The 24746-nt window shown below is 67.9% G+C and carries 25 protein-coding genes; 7 read left to right on the top strand and 18 right to left on the bottom strand.

Annotated features, from left to right (window positions below; all coding sequences use genetic code 11):
* Positions 1-23: 23 nt before the first annotated feature.
* From IFT87_RS06955 to IFT87_RS06935, 5 genes are all read right to left on the bottom strand, one after another.
* Positions 24-974 (bottom strand): hypothetical protein, encoded by a 951-nt coding sequence (locus IFT87_RS06955; RefSeq protein WP_192007936.1) that lies wholly within the window; start codon positions 972-974, stop codon positions 24-26.
* 100 nt (positions 975-1074) lie between these two features.
* Positions 1075-2508: an NAD(P)(+) transhydrogenase (Re/Si-specific) subunit beta gene (locus IFT87_RS06950; RefSeq protein WP_192007935.1), complete on the bottom strand. Its 1434-nt coding sequence runs from the start codon at positions 2506-2508 to the stop codon at positions 1075-1077.
* Positions 2509-2536: 28 nt separating this feature from the next.
* Positions 2537-2830, bottom strand: coding sequence for an NAD(P) transhydrogenase subunit alpha (locus IFT87_RS06945; protein WP_031394789.1), 294 nt, complete (start codon positions 2828-2830; stop codon positions 2537-2539).
* 69 nt (positions 2831-2899) lie between these two features.
* Positions 2900-4021, bottom strand: a complete 1122-nt coding sequence (locus tag IFT87_RS06940; RefSeq protein ID WP_192007933.1) for an NAD(P) transhydrogenase subunit alpha — start codon at positions 4019-4021, stop codon at positions 2900-2902.
* A gap of 4 nt (positions 4022-4025) precedes the next feature.
* Positions 4026-4148: an aa3-type cytochrome c oxidase subunit IV gene (locus tag IFT87_RS06935; protein WP_031396100.1), complete on the bottom strand. Its 123-nt coding sequence runs from the start codon at positions 4146-4148 to the stop codon at positions 4026-4028.
* Between the two features lie 207 nt (positions 4149-4355).
* Here IFT87_RS06935 and IFT87_RS06930 point away from each other — a divergent pair, with 207 nt between their 5' ends.
* Positions 4356-5771: a sigma-54-dependent transcriptional regulator gene (locus tag IFT87_RS06930; protein ID WP_031439238.1), complete on the top strand. Its 1416-nt coding sequence runs from the start codon at positions 4356-4358 to the stop codon at positions 5769-5771.
* 42 nt (positions 5772-5813) lie between these two features.
* Here IFT87_RS06930 and IFT87_RS06925 read toward each other — a convergent pair whose 3' ends face one another.
* From IFT87_RS06925 to glmM, 7 genes are all read right to left on the bottom strand, one after another.
* Positions 5814-6698, bottom strand: coding sequence for a bestrophin family protein (locus tag IFT87_RS06925; protein ID WP_031396098.1), 885 nt, complete (start codon positions 6696-6698; stop codon positions 5814-5816).
* Between the two features lie 104 nt (positions 6699-6802).
* Entirely contained in the window at positions 6803-7861 is a 1059-nt protein-coding gene (folP, locus tag IFT87_RS06920; RefSeq protein ID WP_192007932.1) for a dihydropteroate synthase, read from the bottom strand.
* Between the two features lie 157 nt (positions 7862-8018).
* The gene (locus tag IFT87_RS06915; RefSeq protein WP_037531642.1) at positions 8019-9161 is read right to left on the bottom strand and encodes a site-specific DNA-methyltransferase; all 1143 of its coding nucleotides are present in this window, start codon (positions 9159-9161) and stop codon (positions 8019-8021) included.
* Positions 9162-9338: 177 nt separating this feature from the next.
* Positions 9339-9977: a ribonuclease HII gene (locus IFT87_RS06910; RefSeq protein ID WP_037531641.1), complete on the bottom strand. Its 639-nt coding sequence runs from the start codon at positions 9975-9977 to the stop codon at positions 9339-9341.
* The gene (gene thiD / locus IFT87_RS06905; protein ID WP_192007931.1) at positions 9965-10756 is read right to left on the bottom strand and encodes a bifunctional hydroxymethylpyrimidine kinase/phosphomethylpyrimidine kinase; all 792 of its coding nucleotides are present in this window, start codon (positions 10754-10756) and stop codon (positions 9965-9967) included. The genes IFT87_RS06910 and thiD overlap by 13 nt, the downstream gene beginning before the upstream one ends.
* A gap of 206 nt (positions 10757-10962) precedes the next feature.
* Complete coding sequence (locus tag IFT87_RS06900) at positions 10963-11178, bottom strand: DUF1272 domain-containing protein (RefSeq protein WP_031439763.1); 216 nt, start codon at positions 11176-11178, stop codon at positions 10963-10965.
* Positions 11178-12518 carry a phosphoglucosamine mutase gene (glmM, locus tag IFT87_RS06895; RefSeq protein WP_031439764.1) on the bottom strand — a complete coding sequence of 447 codons (1341 nt, stop codon included), beginning with the start codon at positions 12516-12518 and terminating at the stop codon, positions 11178-11180. The genes IFT87_RS06900 and glmM overlap by 1 nt, the downstream gene beginning before the upstream one ends.
* A gap of 69 nt (positions 12519-12587) precedes the next feature.
* Here glmM and IFT87_RS06890 point away from each other — a divergent pair, with 69 nt between their 5' ends.
* Positions 12588-13862, top strand: coding sequence for a dicarboxylate/amino acid:cation symporter (locus tag IFT87_RS06890; protein WP_056406869.1), 1275 nt, complete (start codon positions 12588-12590; stop codon positions 13860-13862).
* Positions 13837-14829 carry an aldo/keto reductase gene (locus tag IFT87_RS06885; RefSeq protein ID WP_037531563.1) on the top strand — a complete coding sequence of 331 codons (993 nt, stop codon included), beginning with the start codon at positions 13837-13839 and terminating at the stop codon, positions 14827-14829. The genes IFT87_RS06890 and IFT87_RS06885 overlap by 26 nt, the downstream gene beginning before the upstream one ends.
* A gap of 153 nt (positions 14830-14982) precedes the next feature.
* Here the strand turns inward: IFT87_RS06885 and IFT87_RS06880 are convergent, their stop codons facing one another.
* Positions 14983-16776: a peptide MFS transporter gene (locus IFT87_RS06880; protein WP_192007930.1), complete on the bottom strand. Its 1794-nt coding sequence runs from the start codon at positions 16774-16776 to the stop codon at positions 14983-14985.
* 164 nt (positions 16777-16940) lie between these two features.
* Between IFT87_RS06880 and IFT87_RS06875 the strand changes: the two genes are divergently transcribed.
* Positions 16941-17516 (top strand): nitroreductase family protein, encoded by a 576-nt coding sequence (locus tag IFT87_RS06875; RefSeq protein ID WP_192007929.1) that lies wholly within the window; start codon positions 16941-16943, stop codon positions 17514-17516.
* 37 nt (positions 17517-17553) lie between these two features.
* Positions 17554-17910: a GntR family transcriptional regulator gene (locus IFT87_RS06870; RefSeq protein WP_031394568.1), complete on the top strand. Its 357-nt coding sequence runs from the start codon at positions 17554-17556 to the stop codon at positions 17908-17910.
* Between the two features lie 35 nt (positions 17911-17945).
* On the opposite strand, the gene IFT87_RS06865 is transcribed toward IFT87_RS06870, so the two are convergent.
* On the bottom strand, positions 17946-18776 hold the full coding sequence (locus tag IFT87_RS06865; RefSeq protein WP_192007928.1) for an arylamine N-acetyltransferase family protein: 831 nt from the start codon (positions 18774-18776) through the stop codon (positions 17946-17948).
* A 418-nt stretch (positions 18777-19194) separates the two neighbouring features.
* Positions 19195-20907, bottom strand: a complete 1713-nt coding sequence (locus IFT87_RS06860; protein WP_031438852.1) for an acyl-CoA dehydrogenase — start codon at positions 20905-20907, stop codon at positions 19195-19197.
* Between the two features lie 46 nt (positions 20908-20953).
* On the opposite strand from IFT87_RS06860, the gene IFT87_RS06855 reads away from it, so the two are divergent.
* Positions 20954-21958 carry an L-threonylcarbamoyladenylate synthase gene (locus tag IFT87_RS06855; protein WP_031438853.1) on the top strand — a complete coding sequence of 335 codons (1005 nt, stop codon included), beginning with the start codon at positions 20954-20956 and terminating at the stop codon, positions 21956-21958.
* Positions 21959-22046: 88 nt separating this feature from the next.
* Here IFT87_RS06855 and msrA read toward each other — a convergent pair whose 3' ends face one another.
* The gene (msrA, locus tag IFT87_RS06850) at positions 22047-22589 is read right to left on the bottom strand and encodes a peptide-methionine (S)-S-oxide reductase MsrA (protein WP_197975165.1); all 543 of its coding nucleotides are present in this window, start codon (positions 22587-22589) and stop codon (positions 22047-22049) included.
* 92 nt (positions 22590-22681) lie between these two features.
* Between msrA and galE the strand changes: the two genes are divergently transcribed.
* The gene (gene galE / locus IFT87_RS06845; RefSeq protein ID WP_031395727.1) at positions 22682-23662 is read left to right on the top strand and encodes a UDP-glucose 4-epimerase GalE; all 981 of its coding nucleotides are present in this window, start codon (positions 22682-22684) and stop codon (positions 23660-23662) included.
* 12 nt (positions 23663-23674) lie between these two features.
* On the opposite strand, the gene IFT87_RS06840 is transcribed toward galE, so the two are convergent.
* Positions 23675-24427: a phosphatase PAP2 family protein gene (locus IFT87_RS06840; protein ID WP_192007926.1), complete on the bottom strand. Its 753-nt coding sequence runs from the start codon at positions 24425-24427 to the stop codon at positions 23675-23677.
* Positions 24428-24433: 6 nt separating this feature from the next.
* On the bottom strand, positions 24434-24703 hold the full coding sequence (locus IFT87_RS06835; RefSeq protein ID WP_031395725.1) for a DUF1488 family protein: 270 nt from the start codon (positions 24701-24703) through the stop codon (positions 24434-24436).
* Between the last annotated feature and the right edge of the window lie 43 nt (positions 24704-24746).

The following is a 24746-nucleotide window of genomic DNA, read 5'->3' as shown; positions in this document are numbered from 1 at the left end:
GGCAAGCCCCAAAGCACATGCGTTCAGGCGATCCGCAGCTCGTTGCGCAAGACTGCGCCGAAATAGCCGCGCATTGCATCGCGCGCGGGCGGCGACAGCGCCATATAGGCGCGGCGGCGATCATGCGGATCCGGCTGGCGTTCGAACAGCCCGCTATCGGTCATGCGCGCGATCCAGCGCAACGCCGTCGTCGGCGCGACGGCTGCGGCGATGCACAGGCTCGACACCGACACACGGCGCCGCTCGAGATCGGCGGCGTAGAGATCGAGCAGCATGTCCCAGCCCGGATCCTCGAACAGCGTGCCGCCAAAAAACTGGTCGCGAAGCCGCCGCGCGCGGATCGCGCGTCGAATGTCGGTCGCGTCGTGTTGCGTCGCCCCGGGTGCCGCCTGATAGGCGACCGATCGATCGCCGACGATCGCCGGGGAATTGGACGGTCGATCATGATCCGCCTGTGTCAGCCGGGCAAGCGCCTCGGCAATGCGCCCGACCTCCGCGCTCAGACGCTCCAGCCGGGCCCCGTCGCTTTCGCGGGTGACGTCGAAGACCCCGGCAGGCTGGCGCGATCGTTCGATCGCGATCGCCACCGCGGCCACGCACTCGCCGATCCCGGGATCGACGAGCAGCGATGTCGCACCGCCCAGTGTCAGCGCAGTGATCGCGTCGATCTGGTCGGGCCGCAGCGCCACCACCAGCGCAGCATCGGTATCGGCGGCCCAGGCCACAATCTGCGCCATCCGTTCGGCGAGCAGCGGCGCGTTGATCCCCACCGTATCGACCAGAATGATACGCGGTGTCGCGGACCGATCGAGCGGGACGTGCCAGTCGATCCGGGCCATCAGGCGTCCGCCCAGCGGGTCCAGCGCGGTCGCGAGCCGATCCCCTGCCCCCGCACCGCCAAGGTCCGCAATCAGAACCGCAGCGGCACCGCCATCATAGCGTATGTCCGCCGATAGCGCGTCGATCGCCGTCATTGCCGCATCCCCCGCCAGACGCGATTAGGCCATGGATCGTACCGGATTCACACGCCAAATGGGTCGGTTCTCGGCGGATCCGGCGGACAGGCAGACGCCGTCAGTCGAGCGCCTTGACGATGTCTTCGACCATCTTCTTCGCATCCGCCAGAAGCATCATCGTATTGTCGCGGTAGAACAAGTCGTTGTCGACGCCAGCATAGCCGACCCCGCCCATCGACCGCTTGATGAACAGCACGGTCTTCGCCTTCTCGACGTCGAGCACCGGCATGCCATAGATTGGCGACGCTTTGTCGGTCTTTGCCGCCGGATTGGTGACGTCGTTCGCGCCGATCACGAAAGCCACGTCGGTCTGCGCGAATTCGCTGTTGATGTCCTCGAGTTCGAACACGTCGTCATAGGGCACGTTCGCCTCTGCCAGCAGGACATTCATGTGGCCTGGCATGCGCCCCGCGACGGGGTGGATCGCATATTTCACGCGCACCCCTTCCGCCTTCAACTTGTCGCCCATCTCGCGCAGGACGTGCTGCGCCTGAGCCACCGCCATGCCGTAGCCGGGCACGATGACGACCTGTTCGGCCTGGCTCATCAGGAAGGCGGCATCCTCCGCCGATCCACGCTTCCAAGGGCGGTCGCTGGCAGCCGCGGGGCCGCCGGCATCGGCAGACTGTCCGAACCCGCCGGCGATCACGCTGATGAAGCTGCGGTTCATCGCCCGGCACATGATGTAGCTGAGGATCGCGCCCGACGAGCCGACCAGCGCGCCGGTGATGATCATCGCGGTGTTGTGCAGCGTGAAGCCCATCGCCGCCGCCGCCCAGCCCGAATAGGAATTGAGCATGCTGACGACCACCGGCATGTCGGCGCCGCCGATCGGCACGATCAGCAGGAAGCCGATCACGAAGCTCAGGGCCGTGATCGTCCAGAAGATCCACGGCTCCTGGTTGGTGACGAAATAGGCGATCAGCCCGAGGATCGCGGCAAGCAGCGCAATGTTGATGACGTGGCGACCGGGCAGCATGATCGGCTTGCCGCCCATGTTGCCGTTGAGTTTCAGGAAGGCGATGACCGAGCCCGAGAAGGTGATCGCGCCGATCGCGACGCCCAGCCCCAGCTCGATCCGGCTGACCGGCCGGATGATCGCGACCGGATCGCCGAGCAGCGGGATCATCAGGTCCGAGATCCCGAATGCCTGCGGGTTCAGATAGGCCGCGACCCCAACCAACACCGCGGCAAGCCCGACCAGCGAATGGAACGCGGCGACGAGCTGCGGCATCGCGGTCATCGCGATCCGTCGGGCGGTCACGAGCCCGATCGCGGCACCGATGCCGATCGCGACGACGATCTCCCAGATGCCGACGTTGAGATGCGTGACCAGCGTCGTGACGACCGCGATGGTCATGCCGATCATGCCGAACCGATTGCCCCGCTGGCTCGTCGCCGGGCTCGACAGGCCGCGCAGCGCGAGGATGAAGCACATGCCGGCGACGAGATAGGCCAGCGCGACCCAGGGGTTCACGGCTACGTCATGCATCACTCAGTTCCCCTCGGATCCGTAACGGTCACTTGGCGACCGGCCGTTCCTTTTTCTTGTACATCGCCAGCATCCGCGCGGTGACCGCAAAGCCGCCGAAGATGTTGACGCTCGCCAGCACGACCGCGAGCAGCCCGAGATATTTCGCGACCGGCGATCCCGCCGCGGCGGACGCGATCAGCGCGCCGACGATGATCACGCTGGAAATCGCGTTGGTCACCGCCATCAGCGGCGTGTGGAGTGCGGGCGTCACCGACCAGACGACATAATAGCCGACGAAGCAGGCCATGACGAAGATCGACAGGATCGCGATAAAGTCCATCTCAACCCTCCTGAGCCCCGCGAATGTTGCGAATGTTGAGACGCAAACGGGGTTTTGTATCGTGCCGGGTCATGGCTGCAAACGCGGATTGACGACCGCGCCGTCGCGGGTCAGGCGGATCGCGTCGCCGATTTCCGCATCGAGCACCGGCCGCCCCGTCTCCTTGTCCCAGAAGGCACTGAGAAAGTTGAATAAATTGCGGCTGAACAATGCACTGGCGTCGGCGGCGAGCCGGCTGGGGACGTTGCGATGGCCGACGATCCTGACCCCGTTCACCTCAACGATCTCGCCCGCGACCGCACCCTCGACATTGCCGCCCTGTTCGACCGCAAGATCGACGATCACCGACCCGGGCTTCATGCTCGCGACCTGCGCGGCCGAGATCAGCCGCGGCGCGGGGCGGCCGGGGATCAGCGCGGTGGTGATGACGATGTCCTGCTTGGCGATGTGCCCGGAGACAAGCTCGGCCTGCGCGGCCTGATATTCGGGGCTCATCTCGCCCGCATAGCCGCCCGTCCCCTCGCCCTCGATCCCGGCGACGCTTTCGACGAAGATCGGTTTCGCGCCGAGCGACTGGATCTGTTCGCGCGTCGCGGCGCGGACGTCGGTAGCGGAAACCTGCGCCCCGAGCCGGCGCGCGGTCGCGATCGCCTGAAGCCCGGCGACGCCGACCCCCATCACGAACACGCGCGCGGCGCTGATCGTCCCCGCCGCGGTCATCATCATCGGAAAGGCCCGGCCATATTCGGCCGCGGCGTCGAGCACCGCCTTGTAGCCCGACAGGTTCGACTGCGAGGACAGGATGTCCATCGACTGCGCGCGGGTGATGCGCGGCATGAACTCCATCGCCAGCGCCTCGAGGCCCGCCGCGGCATAGGCATCGACCCGGGCGCGCTCGCCAAAGGGATTGAAGCTGGCGACGACCCATGCACCGGGCGCGGCGCCTGCCAGCGATGCCGGATCCGGCGCCTGCACGCCGAGCACGATGTCCGCACCCGAAATCGCCGCCGCCCGGTCGGCGACGCTCGCCCCCGCATCGGCATAGGCGGCGTCGGCGATCGACGCGGACTGGCCGGCCCCTGCCTCGACCGCGAGCGTCGCGCCCAGCGCGACGAACTTGCGGACGGTTTCTGGCGTCGCGGCAACCCGCCGCTCGCCGTCCACCTGCTCCTTGAGGACGGCGATCTTCATCGGATCAGGAAATCAGCCAGATGACGATCGCGACGATCACCGCACAGGCGATCGCGCCGATCTTCATCACACCGATGACGCTGTCATAGGTCGCAGCATGACCTTTGATGTTTGCATCGTCCGCCATGATCCGTCCCTCGCCATTCTGTTATCGGTGCGACCTTATCGGGCCGGTGCCTCAGCCTCAACCCCCGCGCTTCCAAACCCCGGCTTCACGCTGTCGTGCAGCCGCAGCAACACGGTCGGAGCGCTTCGCAACCGCCCCAAAGCGATATTTAAGTCGCCCTTTACCTGAAAACGCTAAAGACTGTCCGCAAACGGGACAGGATTCGCCATGACGCGCAACGGGCAGCGCCTGCTACTATTGATCGACAACGAGCCTGCACAACGGCGGCTGGTGTCCGCACTGGCGTCGCGTGGCGGCTGGCGGACCGTGTTCGCGAGCGACGGCGAGATGGCGATCGCCACGCTCGGCACGCAGGACGGGATGCAGCTCGACGCGATCATCCTCGACCATTCCGCACCGCATGAGGATGCCTCAGCGGTGATCGCCGAGCTGCGCAATCGCCGCCCGGCGCTGCCGATCCTGATGCTGACCGCGAACGGATCGGTCGAGCATGCGGTGAACGCAATGCGCGCGGGCGCGACCGATTTCCTGGTCAAGCCGCTCGCGCCCGACCGGCTGCTCGCCTCGCTCGATGCAGTCGTCGCCGGCACGACCGCGGGCGAGCTGCGCCCGCTGACCGAGAAGATCCCCGCGCTGCTCGCGTTCGACGAGATCGTCGGCTCGTCGCCCGATTTCCGCGCCGCGCTGGCGATCGCCGCCAAGGCCGCGCGCGGTCGCGTCGCGATCCTGCTCGAAGGCGAAAGCGGGGTCGGCAAGGAGGTCGTGGCCGAGGCGATCCATGCGGCGTCGCCGCGCGCCAAACGCCCGATGATCAGCGTCAATTGCGGCGCGATCCCCGCCAATCTGGTCGAGAGCGAGCTGTTCGGGCACGAGGAAGGCGCCTTTACCGGCGCGTTCGAGCGCAAGATCGGCCGGTTTCGCGAGGCGGACGGCGGCACGCTGTTCCTCGACGAGATCGGGGCGATGCCGATCGACGCGCAGATCAAGCTGCTTCATCTGCTCGATACGGGCGACGTCCATGCACTCGGTGCGCGGCATCCGCAGCAGGTCGACGTCCGGGTGATCGCCGCGAGCAACACGACGCTGATCGACGAGGTCGAGGCGGACCGGTTTCGCGAGGACCTCTATTACCGGCTGAACGCGGTGCAGGTGACGATCCCGCCGCTGCGCGAGCGGACCGGCGACATCCCGGCGCTTGCACGCCATCTGCTCGCGCGGATCGCGCAGCAACCGGGGCTGCGCCCGCTCGGGATCACCGACGATGCACTGGCGCTGCTGGTCCAATATGACTGGCCGGGCAATGTCCGGCAGATGCAGAATGCGCTCTTCCGTGCCGCGGTGCTGTGCGAGAGCGACGCGCTGACGCGGGCCGATTTCCCGCAGATCGCGGCGCTGGGCAGCCGTCGCCGGCCCGAGCCCGCGACCGCGGCCGGTGGCGGCGGGGTGACGCTGTTCAGTGCCGACGGGCATCTGCGCACGCTGGAGGAGATCGAATCGGACCTCATCCGGCTGGCCATCGGTCATTATCGCGGGCGGATGACCGAGGTCGCGCGGCGGCTCGGGATCGGGCGGTCGACGCTGTACCGCAAGCTCGCGGAGCTCGGGATCGACAACGTCGCCTGACCCCGGGCGACGTTGTCCTGAAGCCGGATTAAAGGCGGCGACCTACCAGAGCACGCCCTTGACCGGCTTCAGCGGCTCGGGGGCTTCGTCGCCGATCGCCTGGAGCAGGTCGATCTCGATCGTGCGGCACATCGCGTTGAGCGGCACGTCGTGGATCGTGTCCGCGAACGGATCGACGAGATCGTCGCCGATCTGAAGCACCGCGAGGAACATCAGCCCTGCGATCGTCGAGCCGATCGGGGTTGCGAAGCCGAGCGTCTCGACCAGCCCGATCGGCAGCAGGATGCAGAACAGCCGGGTGAAGAGCGTCGGGAAGAAGCGGTACTGGTTGGGCAGCGGCGTGTTCTTGATCCGCTCCATCCCGCCCTGTGCATTGGCGATATCGACCAGCAGCCGTTCGAACGAAGCCTGCTGGATCGTGTCGATCCAGCCGTTGCGGCGGGCGATGTCGATCCGCCGTCCGGTGCCGTCGAGCAGGCCGTTGGCGGGATTGGTCCGCGCGAGTGCGAACGACGCCTCGTCCTCCGACAGGAACCGCAGGACATCGGGCGCGACCGGCTGGCGGCGCAACTGACAGCGCAGCGCGTTCACATAGGCGATCTGGCGCAGGACGATCGTCCGCTTGAGATCATGGCCTTCGGGTTCGGGGAGCAGGTTGCGCGTCATGCGGGCAAGACTGCGCGAGGCGTTGGTCATCAGCCCCCAGAGGCCGCGGCTTTCCCACCAGCGCTGATAGGCGGAGTTGTCGCGAAAGCCGAGGAACAGCGCGAGCGCGGTGCCGAACAGCGTCAGCGGCAGCGACGGCGCGTGAAAGGGCAGGACATAATAGGTGATGGTCACCACGACGTCCCAGACAAAGAGCCCGAGCAACGGGCGCCAGACTTCGCTGAGGATCTGGCTGAGGCGCGGTGTTGCGGTAACGATCAAACGAAAGGCTCCTTGCTCACGCCTTGTCTAATGCGCGATCGCGCATTTCGCTGCAATGCGGCGATATTCCGCCCCGAACATGTGACCAGAAGATCGGGGCCGGGTTAGCCGCCAACCAGCGCGAGGTCGCGCATCCCGCGCCAGACGCGCAACGCCTGAACGGTCTCGGCGACGTCGTGGACGCGCAGGATCTGGACGCCCGCCTCGACGCCCTTGAGCGCGAGCGCGAGCGATCCGGCGAGCCGGTCGCCGACCGGGGCCTCGTTCGACAGCGCGCCGATCAGCCGCTTGCGGCTCGCCCCGAGCAGGATCGGGCAGCCAAGCCCGTGAAACATCGCCAGGCCGTTGAGCAGCGCGAGATTGTCGGCGAGCGTTTTGCCGAAGCCGATGCCCGGATCGACGATGATCCGCGTACGATCGACCCCGCCCGCGACGACCGCGGCGATCCGCGCCTCGAGCCAGTCGAACACGTCGGTGACGACGTTTGCGTAGCCGGTCCGCCCGTGGCCGCCCTCGCGCGGGTCGGGCGAGTGCATCAGTACGACCGGACAACCGCTGGCGGCGACGACCTCGAGCGCGCGATCGTCCCACAGCAGGGCGGCGACGTCGTTGACGATGTGCGCCCCGGCAGCGAGCGTCGTCGCCATCACGCCGGCCTTGCGCGTGTCGACCGAGACGATCGCGCCGGCGCGGGCGAGCCGCTCGACGACGGGGACGAGCCGGGCGATCTCGTCGCCTTCCCAGACCGCCGCCGCGCCGGGGCGGGTCGATTCGCCGCCGACATCGATCATCGTCGCGCCCGCCGCGGCCATGTCGATCCCGGCGGCGGCGGCGGCGGCGGGGTCGTCGACATGTTTGCCGCCGTCGGAGAAGCTGTCCGGGGTGACGTTGAGAATAGCCGCGACGAGCGGCTGGTCGAAGCGCAGCATGCGCTCGCCGAGCGGGAGGGGCGCGCGCGGCGCGGTGATGAGCGCGTGAAGATGCGCCGCGCGCTCGCCCTGCGTGGCGACGTCGGCGACCGGGATCGTGCGACGGGCGCCGCGCTCGATCACCTCATAGGCGGCGAACCACTGCATCCCGCCGGCGAGCCGCGCGACGCTGCCGTCGGGATGGCCGATCGGGGTGTCGACGAACTGGACGGGGCGGAGGTGGAGGCTGGTCATGCCCCCCCTTTTCCCCAAATCCGCATGCCGTTCAAACGGCTAATCCCGTTCGTCCCGTATAGGCATCGAGCACGTCGAGATGCCGTATCGAGGGACATGTACCTCGATACGAGCCCTCGACTACGCTCGGTCTCTCCTCGGCACGAACGGCAATTCGCTAGACCGTCGTCGCCAGCAAATAGGTCTGGCGGAGATCGTCGATTGGTTTCAGCCCCTTGTCGCTCTCGTAATGCCAGAAGCTCCACCCATTGCAGGCCGGCGCGTTCTGGAGCGTCGAGCCGAGCTTGTGGATCGAGCCGATCGTGCCGCAATCGCTGAGCAGCGAGCCGTCCGCACGGATCGTCGCGCGCCAGCGGCGCTTGCCGTCGGTCAGCACCGTGCCGGGCGCGAGATAGGCGTTCTCGACGAGCACGCCGAACGCGACCTTGGGCTGCGCGCGCGGGCTCATCATCGTCGCGAGCGCGGATTCGTCGAGCGGCAGCGCGGCCTCGATCCGCTCCTGCGCCGCCTCGATATACTCGCCCTCACGGTCGATCCCGATCCAGCTACGCCCCAACCGCTTGGCGACCGCGCCGGTCGTGCCGGTGCCGAAGAACGGGTCGAGCACGACGTCGCCGGGCTTGGTGCAGGCGAGCAGGATCCGGTAGAGCAGCGCCTCGGGCTTCTGCGTCGGATGGACCTTGGTGCCGTTCTTCTTCAAGCGCTCGGGGCCGCCGCAGATCGGGAATTCCCAGTCGCTGCGCATCTGCAGCTCGTCGTTGAGCGTCTTCATCGCGCGGTAGTTGAAGGTGTATTTCGCCTTCTCGCCCTTCGACGCCCAGATCAGCGTCTCGTGCGCGTTGGTGAAGCGCGTGCCGCGGAAATTGGGCATCGGGTTGGTCTTGCGCCAGACGATGTCGTTGAGGATCCAGTAGCCGAGATCCTGCACCGCCGCGCCGACGCGGAAGATGTTGTGATAGCTGCCGATCACCCAGATGCTGCCATCGTCCTTGAGGATCCGGCGCGCTTCCTTCAGCCAGGCGCGGGTGAAGCGGTCATAGGCGGCGAAGGTGTCGAACTTGTCCCACTCGTCGGTGACCGCGTCGACATGGCTGCCATCGGGGCGATAGAGTTCGCCGCCGAGCTGAAGATTGTAGGGCGGATCGGCGAAGATCATGTCGATCGAGTTCGACGGCAGCGCCTTCATGCGCTCGATACAGTCGCCGCGCAGGATCTGGTCGAGCGGCAGCGCGGGCTGCACCGCCGGCGCCGTTCCCTTCTTTACCGCGCGCGGCCGCGCGATCGTGTCGATCAAACCCATGTTTTTGCGCCCCTTGTCGACCCCCATAGCTGCGGAATTGTCCGACTCCGTCAAGCAGAGTTTCATGAACGGCGCGCGCGCGCGAATCCGTCGGTGCGACCAAACGAGTCGCCGTCGCCCAGATGTTGAGTCGTGACAGACTCGCGCCTCAAGCCCTTGGGGTGTGGCGCGAAAGACTCAGCTCGTCGTTTCCTTCGCGAAAAGGCCCTCGCGCGTCAGATAGGCCGCCGCGACGGGGGCGAAACTGCGGCGGTGAATCGGTGTGGGACCGTGATCGCGCAGCGCCTTCATGTGGTGCGCGCAGCCATAGCCCTTGTTCGAATGCCAGTTATATTCGGGGTGGACGTCGGCGGCGGCGATCATGATCAGGTCGCGCGTGTGCTTGGCGACGATCGAGGCGGCGGCGATCGACAGCGATTTCGCATCGCCCCCGACCAGCGGGGTGGCGGGGTAGCTCCAGCGCGGCAGGCGGTTGCCGTCGACCAGCACATGGCCGGGCGCGTGGCCGAGCTCGGTGGCAAGCGCATCGACCGCGAGCGTCATCGCCTTCATCGTCGCCCAGTAGATGTTGAGCGTGTCGATCTCATCGGGCTCGACGATGCCGATACCGACGATCGCACAGCCCTTGAGCCGCGCGCAGAGCCGTTCGCGCTCGGAGGCGGAGAGCTTCTTCGAATCGTCGATGCCGCGGGGCACGCCCTTTGCGGGCAGGATCACCGCGGCGGCGACGACCGGGCCGGCGAGCGGACCGCGACCGGCTTCGTCGACGCCGGCGACGGGGCCGACGCAGAGCTTTTCATGTTTCATGCCGGGCATGTGCGGTCTTTCAGCTGGTCGAACGGGCTGACGCCGAGCGCGTGCCCCATCGGCCCGTGCCCTGCGCCAAGCCCCGGCGGCTGCGCAAGCGCGGCGTGGACGAACGCGATCGCGCGCGCGATGGCTGCGTCGAGCGGCATGCCCTGGCCGAGCCCGGTGGCGATCCCGCTGGCGAGCGTGCAGCCGGTGCCGTGCGCGTGGCGGGTTTCGATGCGGGGGTTGGTCCACAGCGTTTCGCCGGCGTCGGTGACGAGGCGGTCGGTGACAAGCGGGCCTTCGGCGTGGCCGCCCTTGATGAGCACGGCGGGCCCGAGTGCGCGTACCGCGGCTTCGCCGCCGAGCGCTGCGAGTTCGGGGAGGTTGGGGGTGACGAGCGTGGCGATCCGCATGAGGCGGGCGAAGGCGGCGATCGTGTCGGGGGCGGCGAGCACCGAGCCGCTGCTGGCGATCATGACCGGGTCGAAGATGATCGGTATCGGGTCGCGGGAAAACATTGACGTCAGGCGGTCGGCGACGGCGTTGGCGGTCAGGGCCGAGCCGATCATGCCGATCTTCACCGCGTCGACGCCGATGTCGGACACGACCGAGTCGATCTGCGCGAGGACGATGTCGGTGGGCACCGGGTGGACCGCCTGCACGCCGAGCGTGTTCTGCGCGGTGATCGCGGTGATGGCGGTCATCGCGTGGCCGCCGAGCATCGTGACGGTCTTGATGTCCGCCTGGATGCCGGCGCCGCCGCCTGAATCGGAGCCGGCGATGATGAGGAGTCTCGCGGTCATTGGCGGTGCCGGGCGGGGTTGGAGGTCATGGGTCGGGCTATGGCATAGTCGGTGCGGTGCGGGACAGGGCCATGCCCTCGCCACCTCCCCGGCGGAGGCCGGGGCCCAGTTGGGGACTGCTCCTGACGGAGGGCAGCGATCCGTTACCTCGACCTTGCCAACTGGGCCCCGGCCTTCGCCGGGGTGGTTGAGGTTTGGAGCGGGGTCTAGTGCCGCCGGCCCGAGGCGGGTCTCTGTGGCGGGGCATCGCCGAACCGGGTCGGGCGGTCGAGGAGTTCGCCGCCGCAATTGGGACAGCGCTCGTCGAGCGCGTCCGCACAGGAGGCGCAGAAGGTGCATTCGTACGAGCAGATGAACGCGCCGGGCGCGTCGGCGGGAAGCTCGGCGGCGCAGCGTTCGCAGGTGGGGCGCATCTCGAGCATCAGGCGGCGACCTTGCGGACGGCTTCGCAGATCCGGTCGACGACGCGCCCGACCTGACCCGGATCATCCCCTTCCGCCATCACGCGGATCACGGGTTCGGTGCCCGACGGGCGGATGACGAGCCGCCCCTTGCCGGCGAGCTCGGCCTCGGCCTGCGCGATCACCGCTTTCACCGCCTCGTCGTCGAGCGGCTTGCCGCCGCCGAACCGTACGTTCTTCAACAGTTGCGGCAAGGGTTCGAACCGGTGGAGCACCTCGCCCGCGCGCGCGCCCGAGCGCTTGACCTCGGCGAGGATCTGGAGGGCGGCGACCAGGCCGTCGCCGGTCGTGGCATAGTCGCTGAGGATGATGTGCCCCGACTGCTCGCCGCCGACATTATAGCCGCTCGACCGCATCTTTTCGAGCACGTGACGATCGCCGACCTGGGTACGGACCAGCCCGAGCCCCTGCGCGGCGAGATGGCGTTCGAGGCCAAGATTGGACATCACGGTGGCGACGAGGCCGCCGCCCTTGAGCCGCCCCTGCCGCGCCCAGCTTGCCGCGATCGTCGCCATCAGCTGATCGCCGTCGACGATCGTGCCGGTCTCGTCGACGACGATCAGCCGGTCGGCGTCACCGTCGAGCGCGATGCCGATATCCGCGCCGCTCGCGACGACCGTCTCGGCAAGCGCCTGCGGTGCGGTCGAGCCGACGCCGTCGTTGATGTTGGTGCCGTCGGGCGTGACGCCGATCGCGACGACGTCCGCGCCGAGTTCCCACAGCGCCGAGGGGGCGACCTTGTAGGCGGCGCCGTTCGCGCAATCGAGCACGATCCGCATCCCGTCGAGCCGCAGATTTTCCGGGAAGGTCGACTTGGCGAAATGGATGTAGCGCCCCTGCGCATCGTCGATCCGGCGCGCGCGGCCGATCTTGCTCGACGCGACCAGCGGCACGTCGCCGTCGATCAGCGCCTCGATCGCGGTCTCGGCCTCGTCGGACAGCTTGAAGCCGTCGGGGCCGAACAGCTTGATACCGTTATCGGCATAGGGGTTGTGGCTGGCGGAGATCATCACGCCGATATCCGCACGCATCGACTGGGTCAGCATCGCGACCGCAGGCGTCGGCATCGGCCCGACCATCACCACGTCCATGCCGACGCTGGTAAAGCCCGCAACGAGCGCGGATTCGAGCATATAGCCCGACAGCCGCGTGTCCTTGCCGATCACGACGCGGTGGCGATGATCGCCGCGCAGGAAATAGGCGCCCGCCGCCATGCCGACCTTCATCGCCATCTCCGCGGTCATCGGCGATGCGTTGGTGGCACCGCGAATGCCGTCGGTGCCAAAATATTTCCTTGCCATCGTCAATGCTTTCCGTCCGGTATCGCTCTCTGGCATCGCTGATAGCGCGGTGGAACACGAAGGGCGAGCATGTCGCAGACTACACGGATACTCGCAGCGCTGTTCGGCGGCATCGGGATCGGCATCGCCGCGGCCGCCTGGTCGCCGGCCCACGCGCTCGCGGCGACGGCGGTGACCCAGCCGATCGGCGCGGCCTGGCTGCACGGGTTGCAGATGGTGATCGTGCCGCTCGTCGTCGGGCTGCTCGTCACCGGAATCGGCGCGACGACCGAGGCGGCACGCGCCGGGCGGATCACGATGCGGGCGATGGTGATGATCGTCGTCATCCTGTGGAGTTCGACGATCATGTCCGCGCTGGTCATGCCGTTGATCCTCGATGCCTTCCCGCTGCCACGCGGGCTCGGCGCCGCTCTGCGCGCCGCGCTGACCGGTGCCGCCCCGGTCGGGCCGGTGCCGGGGATCGGCGCGTTCTTCGACACGATCGTGCCGACCAACATCGTCGCTGCGGCATCGAGCGATTCGTTCCTGCCGCTCACCGTCTTCGCGCTGACGTTCGCCTTTGCCGTGACGAAACTGCCCGACGATCGCCGCCGGGTGCTGACCGGCTTCTTCCAGGCGGTCGTCGACGCGCTGCTGATCATCATCAAATGGGTGCTGAAGCTCGCGCCGATCGGCATCTTCGCGCTCGCCTACGGGGTCGGTGCGCGCACCGGGACGGCGGCGTTCGGCGCGCTGCTGCACTATATCGTCTGCGTCTCGGCGATCGGCTTCATCGTCCTGCTGAGCGCCTATCCGATCGGGATGATCGGCGGCCGGGTCAGCCTGGGCCGGTTCGCGCGTGCGGTCGCGCCGGCGCAGGCGGTCGCGATCAGCACCCAGTCGTCGCTCGCCTCGCTGCCGGCGATGCTGAAGGCCTCGACCGAGCTCGGCGCGTCGCCCGCCACCGCCGGGATCGTCCTGCCGCTGTCGGTCGCGGTGTTCCGCGCGACCAGCCCGGCGATGAACCTCGCGGTCGCGCTGTACGTCGCGCACTGGCTGGGGCTGCCGATCGGGCCGGGGCAGATGGCCGCGGGCGTCGCGACCGCGGCGATCACGACGATGGGATCGATCTCGCTGCCCGGCACGATCAGCTTCGTCGCCTCGGTCGCGCCGGTCGCGCTGGCGATGGGCATCCCGCTCGAGGTGCTCGGTCTGCTCATCGCGGTGGAGACCATTCCCGACCTGTTTCGCACGGTCGGGAACGTGACGATGGACACCGCCGTCACTATCTCCGTCGCGGCGCGGTCCGATCACGGCGGCGGCGCCGAGGAGATTCCGCATGAAGTATCGCACGCTCGGCCCTGATTTCGAGGTTTCCGCGCTCGGCCTCGGCTGCATGCCGATGGCCGGGGTCGGCAAGGACATGTACGGCAGCGCCCCCGCCGACGAGAGCATCGCGACGATCCACCGCGCGATCGAACTGGGCGTGACGCTGTTCGACACCGCCGAAATCTATGGTCCGTTGATCAACGAGGAGCTGCTCGGCAAGGCGATCCGGGGCAAGCGCGACGGCGTCGTGATCGCGACCAAGTTCGGCTTCCGCTATGACGAGAACGGCATGACCGGCGTCGACAGCACGCCCGCCAATGTGCGGCGCGCGTGCGAGGGATCGCTCAAGCGGCTCGGCGTCGAGACGATCGACCTGCTCTACCAGCACCGCGTCGATCCGGGCGTGCCGATCGAGGAGACGGTGGGCGCGATGGCGGAGCTCGTCCGCGAGGGCAAGGTGCGGCATCTGGGGCTGTCGGAGGCCGGGCTCGACACGATCCGGCGCGCGGCGGCGACGCATCCGATCGCGGCGCTGCAGAGCGAATATTCGCTGTGGGAGCGCGGGGTCGAGGACGCAATCCTGCCGCTGTGCCGTGAGCTGGGGATCGGGTTCGTGCCCTATTCGCCGCTGGGGCGCGGGTTCCTGACCGGGCAGATTACCGCGCGATCGGATCTGCCCGAGGGCGATTATCGCCGCAACGACCCGCGCTATTCGGACGTAAACTTCGCCAAGAACATGGAGATGGTCGCAGTGGTGAAGGCGATCGCCGACACGCATGGCGCGAGCCCGGCGCAGGTCGCGCTGGCGTGGCTGCTGGCGCAGGGTGACGATATCGTGCCGATCCCGGGGTCGAAGCGCCGTGTCACGCTGGAGGACAGCATGAAGGCGGCCGAGGTCACGCTGTCGGCGGATGATCTGGCGAAGCTTGATGCGGCGGCGCCGAGGGGCGGCACGGCGGGGCCGCGCTACGGTGAGAAGGCACTGTCGATGACGCGGATCTGAGAGATCCGCTAACCCCCTAGAATCGTCATCCCCGCGCAGGCGGGGATCCAGACTGGCAAGCCGTGGTCTATCACGAACTGCAGAGTGTCTGGATCCCCGCCTCCGCGGGGATGACGGATTATTGGGAATGATGCGTTGGTAGGTCCAGCCGAATTACTGGACCCCGTGCATCCACTTCTTGATCAGCGGCGAGATGACCAGCAGCAGCACGCCGATTCCTGCCGAGACCAGCCCGATCGTCCAGAACACGCCGGCATAGGTGTCGAGGCTGACCTTCAGATTGGTCACCTGACCGCCGACCGTCTCGACGCTGGCGACCTGTGCGACGATGCCCGCGACATATTGCGCGACCGAGATCGACAGGAACCACACGCCCATCATCAGCCCGACGACGCGCGCGATCGACAGCTTGGTGATCATGCTGAGCCCGACCGGCGAGATGCAGAGCTCGGCGAAGGAGTGGATGAAGTAGAGCCCGGCCAGCCACCAGATCGCGACCTTGAACGTCGGCCCGACCATGCTCGCGCCCCAGACGAGGAACAGGAAGCCGACGCCGACGCCGATCAGCGCGATGCCGAACTTGACCGGGATCGACGGCTCGATGCCCCGGGCGGCGAGCTTGGTCCACAGGATCGACATCACCGGCGCGAGCGCGACGATGAAGAACGCGTTGAAGAACTGAGTCTGCCCGGCCGAAATGCTGAACAGGCCGAACACGCTGAGATCGGTGTTGCGGTCCGCAAAGAGCGTGAGGCTCGAGCCGGCCTGCTCGAACAGCGTCCAGAACACGACGTTGAAGACGATCAGCACCATTGCCGCGAGCATCATCTGGAACTCGCGCCGCTCGCCATTGACGAACGACCAGATCAGGATGCCCGGCACCGCGACCAGGAACGTGCCGAACAGCAATTTGCCCATCAGCGACAGCGAGACGATGTAGCCGATGATCCCGGACCCCGGCACCGGCGGCTCGGCGTTCATCAGGTTGACGAACAGCAGGTAGAAGATCGGGATGCCGAGCAGCGCGAGCGCATAGATGCCGAGCGCGCGGTCGGGGCCGCTGCGCACCGGCGGCTCGCCATATCCGTTCAGTTTGCCGCCATCGAACTGGATCAGCGTCCACGAGAACAGCATGCCGATCGCCGCCAGACCAAAGCCGGCCCACCAGCCGAACGCGACCGCGAGGAACGGGCAGAGCAGCTGCGAGAAGAGCGAGCCGAGGTTGATCCCCATGTAGAAGATCGTGAACCCGGCATCGCGGCGCTTGTCGCCCTGCGCATAGAGCTCGCCGACCATCGTCGAGATGTTGGGCTTGAAGAAGCCGTTGCCGACCGAGATCATGCAGAGTGCGAGCAGCATGATCGTGACGTAGAAGCTGCTGCGTTCCGCGCCCGATTCAAAGCCGCCCTTCTCGACCGTGCGCGCGGTCGATCCGTCGGCGGCGAGCAGCGAGACGGTGCCGTCGTCATTGCCCTTGATCTTCAGCCTGTTCGCGCCGTCGACGAGGTAGCGGACCTCGCTGTCGGCCTGTTCGACGACCTGGATCTCGTAGCGCTGGTTGGCGATCGTCGCATAGGGCTTGGCGGTCTCGCCGCCGAAGCACAGCAGCAGATAGCCCATCGCCATGATGATCGCGCCGAACTTCACCGCGCGCTTCGAGCCGAGATACTGGTCGGCGAGATAGCCGCCGACCAGCGGCGTCAGATACACCAGCGCGGTATAGCCGCCGTACAGCCCGGTCGCCTCGCGGTCGCCGAACACGAAATGCTTGGTGAGGTACAGCGTGAGCAGCGCGCGCATGCCGTAATAGCCGAAACGCTCCCACATCTCGGTGGTGAACAGTCGCGCGAGCTGGCGGGGATGGCCGAACCACGTCTCCCCGCTGGCGGGGTTCACATGGGTGATATCCGGTTCTCGCGGCGTATCCGCGGTCGGGGTGTCCACCATCTTTTACGCTCCCTGAAACGCTGGGCCGCCGTCGAACGCGGCGGCTTCATTGCGGCCTTACCTAGCGGCAAAGCCGGGACTGTAAATATCGGTGGCCGCGGGACCGCCCGCTAAATCGCGGATGCGGCTGTAAATTGCCGCGCCCCGTGCCTATCTGCGGGGCGATGTTCAACGACACTTCCAGCCCGCTTTCGCTGCTCGCGACCCGCCGTTCGGGCAAGCCGCGCGACCTTGTCGCGCCCGGTCCCGATGCCGACCAGCTCGCGCAGATCCTGGCGATCGCGGCGCGCACCCCCGATCATGGCAAGCTGGCGCCGTGGCGCTTCGTGGTGGTCGGCCAGGACCAGCGCACCACGCTCGCCGCGCTGATCATCGATGCGTACCGCGTCGAGCGGCCGACCGCGTCGCGGACCGAGATCGAGGCGCTCGACCAGTTTGCGCATCAGGCCCCCGCGCTGGTCGTCGTGCTGTCGTCACCCAAGCCGAGCCATATCCCCGTGTTCGAACAGGAATTGTCGACCGGCGCGGCGTGCATGAACCTGCTCCACGCGGTGCATGCGCTGGGCTTTGTGGGCGGCTGGCTGACCGGCTGGCCGAGCTATTCGGACACGGTGCGCGATGCGTTCGGCGAGGGCCATGAGCGGATCGCCGGGTTCCTGTTCGTCGGCACGCCGTCGCGGCCGCTCGACGAACGGCCCCGCCCCGATATGGAACGTGTCGTCTCGCGCTGGCGGCCCTAGGACTCGACGAAATGGCCAATTGCTGTATTAAGGCAGCATGACAGCGCTCAGCAGCGAAGACAGCCCCGTATATCTCCGCCTCCGCGCCACGATCGCCGCCGGGATATTACGCGGCGACTATCGCGCGGGTGATCAGCTGCCCTCGGTCCGCGCCTTTGCCGCCGAGCATGGCGCCAACCCGCTGACCGTCGCCAAGGCCTATCAGACGTTCCAGGACGACGGCTATGTCGAGGTCCGGCGCGGCGTCGGCATGTTCGTCCTGCCGGGGGCCGCGGAGGCCCTGCGCGTGGCGGAACGCGAGACGTTCGTCACCACGCACTGGCCGCGCATCCTCGGGCATATCGACCTGCTCGGCCTCGACGCGCGCGACCTGCTGGCGCACGAACGGGCCTGAGCCACCCCGCGGGGTGATCCCGCGCGGCGGGTGGCTCAGAACAGATTCAGCGCGGCGATGTCCTCGACGCTCAGGTCGATCCCGAACAACAGGCTCATGCGGATCCGGTAGACGCGCGGGTCGGTGATCTCGCCTGCCGCCGTGTCGGTGCCGGACCGCCGGCGATAGGTGCGCCCCATCAGCGACGCGAAGCCGTTGGGCAGGACGATGCTGGCGATCGCGGTCTGGGTGAAGCGGCTCGCGGGGGCGGTCGACGTCCAGTGATTGCCGAGCAGCAGGTCAGCGTCGAACACCTCGGCGATCGTGAAGCTGTATTGCGGCTGGAACCCGCCGCTCGCGCCGCGTCCGTCGGTGGTCATCGGATCGCCGTCGCGCAGCAGCATCCAGCCCTGTTCGCCGTGATCGCGGCTGGTCGCCTCGAGCCGGAAGCGCGCGCCATCGGGCGCGGTCGCCTCGGCACCGTCCGCGAGCGGGAGAACGGGGGTGTAGCTGCCGCCGAAGCCGGTGTCGGCGATCCAGGCCTGCCCGTCGATCGTCACCAGCGCGAAGGTGTGCGTGAGCGGCGGCACTTCGGTCGCGGCGATCCAGACGCGGGCGAGCACCGGGCGGGCGGCAAAGCCCAGCTCGGCGAGCGCGTCGAGGAACAGCCGGTTATGCTCGAAGCAATAGCCACCGCGGCGCGCGGTCACGAGCTTGGCGAACACCGAGGCACTGTCGATCGCGATGCCGCGGCCGAGCACGACATCGAGATCCTCGAACGGGATGGCGAGCCGGTGCGCCAGCTGCAACCGGCCGAGGCCGATCGAATCAAGCGTGGGCCGCGCGGGCATGGCGACACGGGTCAGATAGGCGTCGAGATCGAACATCGGTCGGGGGGTCCTCGTTTGGGTTTGCCCTTACCGTGCGTGTGGCGCGGCCGTCGAGTGCTGAAGGGCGGGTGGGGGCTGTTGGGGGGCATGGCCGCGGTTTTGGGGCGGGCGTGCGCCTAGGTCCCGCCCCCGCCCCGCGCCTCCGTCGCCGTCCCGTCCCTCACCCCTCGCCCCTCGCCCCCGCCGTTCGTGCTGAGCGAAGTCGAAGCACCTGGGCTTGGGGCGGCCCTTCGACTGCGCTCAGGGCGAATGGGGGTGGGGTGTTTGGGAATGGGGCGAATGGAAGCGGGCGAACGGGGTGGGTGTGCGCACCAGCCCCCTCCGTCATCCTGGGCTCGACCCAGGATCCAAAGCCACGGACGCCCGCATGCGTGGCTCTGGATCCTGACTTTCGTCAGGATGACGGGAGGGGGGCTTACGCCGCGAACAGCGCCGGTTCGATCGCGTAGAGCACCGCCGCGCTGGCGCTGGCGGCGGCGGCGAGGCCCATGGCTTCGGGGACGATCTGTTCGAGGTAGAAGCGCACCGAGGCCGCCTTCATCCGTCCGAAATCGTCGGTGCCGGCGACCGCGCCCTGGCGCTCCATCAGCCAGCCGCAGGTCGCGACCGACAGCATCGTTAGGAAGGGGTAGCTCGCGGCGAGCTTGTCGTCGGCGTCCGCGGTGGCGAGGCGGCGGCCGATCGCGTCGCAGGCGTCGACGAGCGCGAGCAGCCGTTCGTCCCTGGCTTCCGCGCGGATGTCGGCGATCAGCGTGGCGAACGCGCCGCCATTGTCGAGCGCGAGCTTGCGGCCGACCAGATCGGCGGCCTGGATGCCGTTGGTGCCTTCGTAGATCGGCGTGATGCGCGCATCGCGGAAATACTGCGCGGCACCGGTTTCCTCGACATAGCCCATGCCGCCGTGCACCTGGATGCCGAGCGAGGCGACTTCGTTGCCGATGTCGGTGCCGTGCGCCTTGGCCAGCGGGGTGACGAGTTCGAGGCGGTTGCGCGCCGCGGCGTCGCCCATATTGGCGCGGTCGACCTGCCCGGCGGCATAATAGACGAGCGCGCGCGCCGCCTGGGTCTGCGCCTTCATCCGCAGCAGCATGCGGCGAACGTCGGGATGCTCGACGATCTTGACCGACTCCTTGTTCGGCGAGCCCGCGCGCGCCGACTGGACCCGGTCGAGCGCATAGGCGACCGCACCCTGGGTGGCGCCCTCGGCGACCTGCACGCCCTGGAGCCCGACATTCAGCCGCGCATTGTTCATCATCGTGAACATCGCGCGGATGCCGCCGAGTTCCGCACCGATCAGCTCGCCGACGCAGTCGTCATTATCGCCGAAGCTCAGCACGCAGGTCGGCGAGGCGTGAAGCCCCATCTTGTGCTCGATCGAGACGACGCGGACGTCGTTGAAGTCGCCGGGCGTGCCGTCGTCGTTCAGACGGTATTTCGGCACGAGGAAGAGCGAGATGCCCTTGGTACCCGCGGGCGCGCCGGGCGTCCGCGCGAGGACGAGGTGGACGATGTTCGGCGCCATGTCGTGATCGCCGAACGAGATGTAGATCTTGGTGCCCTTGATCGACCATTTGCCGTCACCCAGCGGGGTGGCGGTGGCGCGCAGCGCGCCGACGTCGGAGCCGGCCTGCGGCTCGGTCAGGTTCATCGTGCCGGTCCATTCGCCGGTCGCGAGATGCGGGAGATAGAGCGCCTGCTGCTCGGGGCTGCCGTGATGCGCGAGCGCCTCGATCGCGCCAACAGTCAGCGTCGGGCAGAGCGCGAAGCCCATGTTCGCCGAGCCGAGCGTATCGAGCACCGCGGTCTGGATCGCAAAGGGCAGGCCCTGCCCGCCCCATTCCTCCTCGACGCCGATCGTGCCCCAGCCGCCCTCGACATAGTCCTTGTACGCCTGCGCGAAGCCGTCGGGCATGACGACGCCGTCGGGGGTCCATTTCGCGCCGACGGTGTCCCCTGCGCGGTTGAGCGGCGCCCATTCGCCCGCGGCGAACTGTCCCACGCCTTCGAGCACCGCGTCGACGACGTCGTCGCTGGCGGCGGCGAACCGGTCGGTGGCGGCGAGTTCGCCGATCCGCACGACGTGATCGAGCACGAAACGCTGTTCGGTGGTTGCTGGGGTGAAGGCCATGGCATCCTCTTATCGCTATGCTTTGCGCCCGCTATAGGCCTTCAGAATGACGCGTCCACACCCCCTGATTTTACCCTACGGCACAGCGGCGGTCGCGCAGGCGGCGGCGGTGATTCGCGCCGGCGGACTCGTCGCGGTGCCGACCGAGACGGTCTACGGACTCGCCGCGGACGCGACCGACGCGCAGGCGGTGGCGGGCATCTATGCCGCCAAGGGACGGCCGAGCTTCAACCCGCTGATCGTGCATGTCGCCGATCTCGCCGCGGCCGAACGGATCGCGGTGTTCGATGCGGATGCGCGCGCGCTGGCCGCGGCGTTCTGGCCGGGGCCGCTGACGCTGGTGCTGCCGGTGCGCAGCGATTCGGGGATTGCCGCGCTGGTGACCGCGGGGCTCGACACGATCGCGATCCGGGTACCGCGACACCGCGCGATGCAGGCGCTGATCGCAGCATCGGGGCGGCCGCTCGCGGCACCGTCAGCCAATGCGAGCGGGGGGATCTCGCCGACGACCGCGGCGCATGTCGCGGCGAGTCTGGGGGGGAACGTGCCGCTGATCCTCGACGATGGCGCGACCGAGGCGGGGCTCGAATCGACGATCGTGGCGGGGCGGACGGTGCTGCGGCCGGGGCCGGTGACCCGCGCGGCTCTGCTCGACCACCTCCCCGGCGGAGGCCGGGGCCCAGGTGGAAAGGTCGCTGTAACGGAGGACGACGGGCCTCACGATCGTCCCCCAACTGGGCCCCGGCCTTCGCCGGGGGGGCGTGCGGTTACGGCGCCCGGGCAGCTTGAAAGCCATTATGCGCCGAGCAAGGCGCTTCGGTTGAACGCGCTCGATGCCGAGGCCGACGAGTGGCTGATCGGGTTCGGGGCGGTTGCAGGGGATGTCTCGCTGTCGACGTCAGGCAGCCTCGTCGAAGCAGCCGCGAAGCTGTTCGACCTGCTCCACGCTGCCGATGCGAACGACCGTCCGAGGATCGCCGTCGCACCCATTCCGTCCGAAGGCATCGGCGAGGCGATCAACGACCGCCTCCGCCGCGCCGCGCACCGCTGACCTGTACCCCCGCGCAGGCGGGGGTCCAGGAGTCGCGTTGGCATCCGGTAGTTAGCTGGACCCCCGCATCCGCGGGGGAACGGCATCGTTACGCGCTGACTGCCGCCTTCAACCGCGCGGCGAAGCTCTTGCGGAGCTTTTGCAGCTTGGGGGGAATCACCGCCATGCAATAGGGGTTGGAACGGCCCGAGGTTTCCCAATAGTCCTGGTGATAGCCTTCGGCCTCGTACCAGGTGGTCATCGGCTCGATCGTCGTGACGATCGGCTTGGCGCTGTCCGCCTGCGCACGCTCGAGCGCGGCCTGCATCTCGGCCTTCTGCGCGTCGTCGGCGGGGAACATTGCCGAACGATATTGCGTACCGACGTCGTTGCCCTGCCGGTTGAGCGTCGTCGCGTCATGCGTCGCGAAGAAGATGTCGAGCAGGTCGCCAAGCTTCAGCTGTTCGGGATCAAAGCCGATCCGGATCGCCTCGGCATGGCCGGTATCGCCGCCGCATACCTGTTTGTACGTCGGATCAGGCACATGCCCGCCGATATAGCCGCTCTCGGCGCTCTCGACGCCGATCACGTCCTTGAACACGGCCTCGGTGCACCAGAAGCACCCGCCCGCCAGCGTTACATAATCCGTCATCACGATCTCCTTTCCGCCAAGATAGGAAGCCGCTACCCCGCAACAAAGAGGAGACGCATGTGATCGACGGTCCAAGGCTTGATGGCAGGGTGATGGTAACGGGCGGCGCCGGCTATATCGGCAGCCATGCGGTCCTGGCGCTGCTCGACGCGGGGCACGAGGTGGTCGTGGTCGACAATCTGGTCACCGGCTTCGACTGGGCGGTCGATCCGCGCGCAACCCTGGTCGAGGCGAATGTCGCCGACGATGCGAAGGTCCGCGCGGCGATCCGCGATCACAAGGTCCGCGCGATCATGCATTTCGCAGGCTCGGTCGTGGTGCCCGAATCGGTCAGCGACCCGCTCAAATATTACCGCAACAACACCGCCGCCAGCCGGTCGCTGATCGAGAGCGCGGTGGCGGAAGGCGTGCCGCACTTCATCTTCTCGTCGACCGCGGCGACCTATGGCACGCCCGAAAAGGTGCCGGTCGCCGAGGGCGATCCGACCGTGCCGATCAATCCCTACGGCATGTCGAAACTGATGACCGAGGCGATGCTGCGCGACGTCGCGGCGGCGCACCCGATCAACTATGCCGCGCTGCGCTACTTCAACGTCGCGGGCGCGGATCCGCAGGGGCGCAGCGGCCAGTCGACGGTCGGCGCGACTCACCTGATCAAGATCGCGGTCGAGGCGGCGACGGGCAAGCGTAGCCATGTCGGCGTCTATGGCACCGATTTCGCCACCCCCGACGGTACCGGCGTGCGCGACTATATCCATGTCAGCGACCTTGCCGCCGCGCATGTCGCCGCGCTCGACCTGCTGGTCGCCGAGCCGGCGAAGAGCCACACGCTGAACGCGGGCTATGGCACGGGCTTCTCGGTGCTCGAGGTGCTGGATGCGGTCGACAAGGTCACCAACATGACGATCGACCGCCGTCTCGAGGGGCGTCGCGCGGGCGATCCGGCGATGCTGATCTCGGACAACAGCGCGATCCTCGCGACGCTCGACTGGACGCCGCGGCATGCCGATCTCGACGGGATCGTCCGCGATGCGCTGGCCTGGGAACGCACGCTCGCCGAACGCCAGCGCTAGCGACAGGCCCGATCAGGCGTCGGTGGGCGGGCGGCCAAAGGCGTGGCGCTCGCCGCCGATCGCCGCCCGGGCGCGCGCCGTGGCGAGCCACCAGCCGAGCGCCCACAGCGTTCCGAAGCTCCAGCCGGCGAGCACGTCGCTCGGCCAGTGGACGCCGAGATAGACGCGGCTGCATCCGATCGCCCCGACCATCAGGATCGCCATGACGAGGATGTAGCGCCGCGCCGCATTCGACACGGTGACCTGCGACGCGAGCCCGGCGAGCGTGAGATAGACGATCGCGCTGTTCGCCGAATGCCCGCTCGGGAAACTCATGTTCGACACCTGGACCAGATGGTCGACGATGTCGGGTCGCGGGCGCGCGACCTCGGTCTTGACCAGCGCGACGACCATCCCGCCGCTGATACTGGCGGCGAGCGTCGCCGCCGCGCTGAGCCAGAGCCGCTGGACCGCGAGCAGCCCCGCCGCCAGCACCACGATGATCGTCAACACGACGCCGCCGCCGAGCGCGGTGACGTCGGCGGCGACCTTGGGCAGCCAGGACGGCCCGCCCCAGGCGCGCAGGTTGAGGATGATCGCGCGGTCGAAATCGAACGGCCAGTGTCCGACCGCGAGACCGATCAGCAGGACGAGCGCGATCGCGACCGCGCCGACCGATGCGCCCGCAAGCACCACCGGCAGGCGACGGCGATGCGCCTCGCCCGGGGTGGCGACGCCGGGCGTCACGCTGCGATCACCGTCGCCACGGCCGGCCGACGCCGTCATGCGGAATTATTCCAGATCGCCCTCGTCGATGACGATCAGCGACGCGGACGGCTTCTTCATCGCGGCTTCGGCGCAGACGTCGACGATCTCGTCGCTGAAACGCTCGAACAGCTCGAGCGCGTCGTCCTCGGGCTCGTCGCCGCTGAGTTCCTTCAGCACGGCATATTTCACCGCGAAATCACGGTCGTCGCCGTCGATCTCGGCGGTGAACTCGACCTGCCGCTCGCGGTCGTTGTCGGTAAGGCTGTTCTGGTCGATTACGAGGCTGCTGGCCATGTCTTGAACTCCCGGGGTTACGCGATCGTCCCTGCCCTCGCCC

Source organism: Sphingomonas sp. CFBP 8765, from assembly GCF_014841445.1.
In the GTDB taxonomy this organism is placed as follows: domain Bacteria; phylum Pseudomonadota; class Alphaproteobacteria; order Sphingomonadales; family Sphingomonadaceae; genus Sphingomonas; species Sphingomonas aerolata.
This window is presented reverse-complemented; position numbering and strand designations above follow the sequence as displayed.

Excerpts from the sequence above, each read along its gene's own strand:
- IFT87_RS06955 (WP_192007936.1), bottom strand. The coding sequence starts at position 974 with ATGACGGCGATCGACGCGCTATCGGCGGACATACGCTATGATGGCGGT.
- IFT87_RS06950 (WP_192007935.1), bottom strand. The coding sequence starts at position 2,508 with ATGCATGACGTAGCCGTGAACCCCTGGGTCGCGCTGGCCTATCTCGTC.
- IFT87_RS06945 (WP_031394789.1), bottom strand. The coding sequence starts at position 2,830 with ATGGACTTTATCGCGATCCTGTCGATCTTCGTCATGGCCTGCTTCGTC.
- IFT87_RS06940 (WP_192007933.1), bottom strand. The coding sequence starts at position 4,021 with ATGAAGATCGCCGTCCTCAAGGAGCAGGTGGACGGCGAGCGGCGGGTT.
- IFT87_RS06935 (WP_031396100.1), bottom strand. The coding sequence starts at position 4,148 with ATGGCGGACGATGCAAACATCAAAGGTCATGCTGCGACCTATGACAGC.
- IFT87_RS06930 (WP_031439238.1), top strand. The coding sequence starts at position 4,356 with ATGACGCGCAACGGGCAGCGCCTGCTACTATTGATCGACAACGAGCCT.
- folP (WP_192007932.1), bottom strand. The coding sequence starts at position 7,861 with ATGACCAGCCTCCACCTCCGCCCCGTCCAGTTCGTCGACACCCCGATC.
- IFT87_RS06915 (WP_037531642.1), bottom strand. The coding sequence starts at position 9,161 with ATGGGTTTGATCGACACGATCGCGCGGCCGCGCGCGGTAAAGAAGGGA.
- IFT87_RS06910 (WP_037531641.1), bottom strand. The coding sequence starts at position 9,977 with ATGCCCGGCATGAAACATGAAAAGCTCTGCGTCGGCCCCGTCGCCGGC.
- thiD (WP_192007931.1), bottom strand. The coding sequence starts at position 10,756 with ATGACCGCGAGACTCCTCATCATCGCCGGCTCCGATTCAGGCGGCGGC.
- IFT87_RS06900 (WP_031439763.1), bottom strand. The coding sequence starts at position 11,178 with ATGCTCGAGATGCGCCCCACCTGCGAACGCTGCGCCGCCGAGCTTCCC.
- glmM (WP_031439764.1), bottom strand. The coding sequence starts at position 12,518 with ATGGCAAGGAAATATTTTGGCACCGACGGCATTCGCGGTGCCACCAAC.
- IFT87_RS06890 (WP_056406869.1), top strand. The coding sequence starts at position 12,588 with ATGTCGCAGACTACACGGATACTCGCAGCGCTGTTCGGCGGCATCGGG.
- IFT87_RS06885 (WP_037531563.1), top strand. The coding sequence starts at position 13,837 with ATGAAGTATCGCACGCTCGGCCCTGATTTCGAGGTTTCCGCGCTCGGC.
- IFT87_RS06880 (WP_192007930.1), bottom strand. The coding sequence starts at position 16,776 with ATGGTGGACACCCCGACCGCGGATACGCCGCGAGAACCGGATATCACC.
- IFT87_RS06875 (WP_192007929.1), top strand. The coding sequence starts at position 16,941 with ATGTTCAACGACACTTCCAGCCCGCTTTCGCTGCTCGCGACCCGCCGT.
- IFT87_RS06870 (WP_031394568.1), top strand. The coding sequence starts at position 17,554 with ATGACAGCGCTCAGCAGCGAAGACAGCCCCGTATATCTCCGCCTCCGC.
- IFT87_RS06865 (WP_192007928.1), bottom strand. The coding sequence starts at position 18,776 with ATGTTCGATCTCGACGCCTATCTGACCCGTGTCGCCATGCCCGCGCGG.
- IFT87_RS06860 (WP_031438852.1), bottom strand. The coding sequence starts at position 20,907 with ATGGCCTTCACCCCAGCAACCACCGAACAGCGTTTCGTGCTCGATCAC.
- IFT87_RS06855 (WP_031438853.1), top strand. The coding sequence starts at position 20,954 with ATGACGCGTCCACACCCCCTGATTTTACCCTACGGCACAGCGGCGGTC.
- msrA (WP_197975165.1), bottom strand. The coding sequence starts at position 22,589 with ATGACGGATTATGTAACGCTGGCGGGCGGGTGCTTCTGGTGCACCGAG.
- galE (WP_031395727.1), top strand. The coding sequence starts at position 22,682 with ATGGTAACGGGCGGCGCCGGCTATATCGGCAGCCATGCGGTCCTGGCG.
- IFT87_RS06840 (WP_192007926.1), bottom strand. The coding sequence starts at position 24,427 with ATGACGGCGTCGGCCGGCCGTGGCGACGGTGATCGCAGCGTGACGCCC.
- IFT87_RS06835 (WP_031395725.1), bottom strand. The coding sequence starts at position 24,703 with ATGGCCAGCAGCCTCGTAATCGACCAGAACAGCCTTACCGACAACGAC.